The following is a 1,210-nucleotide window of genomic DNA, read 5'->3' on the forward strand; positions in this document are numbered from 1 at the left end:
GGCGGCGGTAGTGTGCTCTACGGCAGCGGCACCAGCGGCGGCGTGATAAATATTATCACGAAAAAAGGCGCCAGATACCCATACGCCAATATCTCTACCAAGATCGCGTCGTATAATTACAAGGATCTAAATTTAGGGCTCGGCGGCAACGTGAGCGAGAATTTGTTTCTAAAAACCGCCGTTAAGGGCTTTAAGCAGCGCGGATACCGCAAGGGCGAGAAAAATACCGGCTACTACGGCTCGCTCGGGATGTATTATAAAATTTCGGACGATCAAAGTATCTCTTTTGATCCGAGCTATTATCAGGCGCGAACCTATTCGGTGCCTACTCTGGGTCTTGCCGAGCTGAGAGCGGATCGCCGCCAGCAAGGAGGTGAACGGACTTTTACCAAAAGCACGCGGGCAAATTTCGATTTCGGCTACACGGTAAAATTCGGCGATAAAATCGAAGCAAATTTGCACCCTTATTATCAAGATATCAGGATCATACAGCAGGGATTTGTGATGAAAGACCGCAAAGAGGGGGCAAATTTAAAAGGCAAGCTCGACTACGACAGCGGCGAGTTCATAGCGGGATATGATTATCTCAAAAACAAGGGCTTTCGCAGGATAAATTTTGACGCCGCGATGAATCCTATGATGAGTCGTTCGCAGCTTACGATCTTTGATATGCAAAAGCTTACCCACTCGGTCTATGCTTTAGAAAAGCACAATTTCACCGAGTTGTTTTCGCTAAGTGCGGGCGGGCGGTTTGAGCGCGCCGAATACAAAGTAGATCGCAGAGTTTTAACGACCATAAAAAGTATGGGAAACATAATCTCGCAGACGCAAAATAGTACCCGAGTAAGCGATCATAAAAACAACTACGCTTTTGAGATTACGCCGAATTTTAATTATTCCAAGGATGGCAATCTATATTTTAAATTTGAGCGCGACTATATCTCCCCAGGCCCTAATCAGCTCATCGACAAGCTCGGTCGCAACGGTCCTTACGTGCTTAATAACCTCAAATCCGAAACCTTTAAAACCTACGAAATCGGTCTTAAAGATCTGATCTACGGGCAATACGTAAGCGCTACGATCTTTTGGACCGATACGAAAAACGAGATCGTAAACGAAACTCTGGGCAGCTCGATCACCGACGGTTGGCATTTTATCAATATCGACGAGACGCGCCGCAAGGGCGTGGAGCTGTATGCGGAGCAAAGTC

Annotated in this window: 1 protein-coding gene; it reads left to right on the forward strand. The window is 46.9% G+C overall.

Translation table 11 applies throughout. From position 1 onward, the window contains the following. A partial coding sequence (locus Q0614_RS00220; protein WP_298785690.1) for a TonB-dependent receptor occupies window positions 1-1,210 on the forward strand: 1,210 nt, incomplete at both ends.

The organism is uncultured Campylobacter sp. (assembly GCF_937997595.1).
Classification (GTDB): Bacteria; Campylobacterota; Campylobacteria; order Campylobacterales; family Campylobacteraceae; genus Campylobacter_B.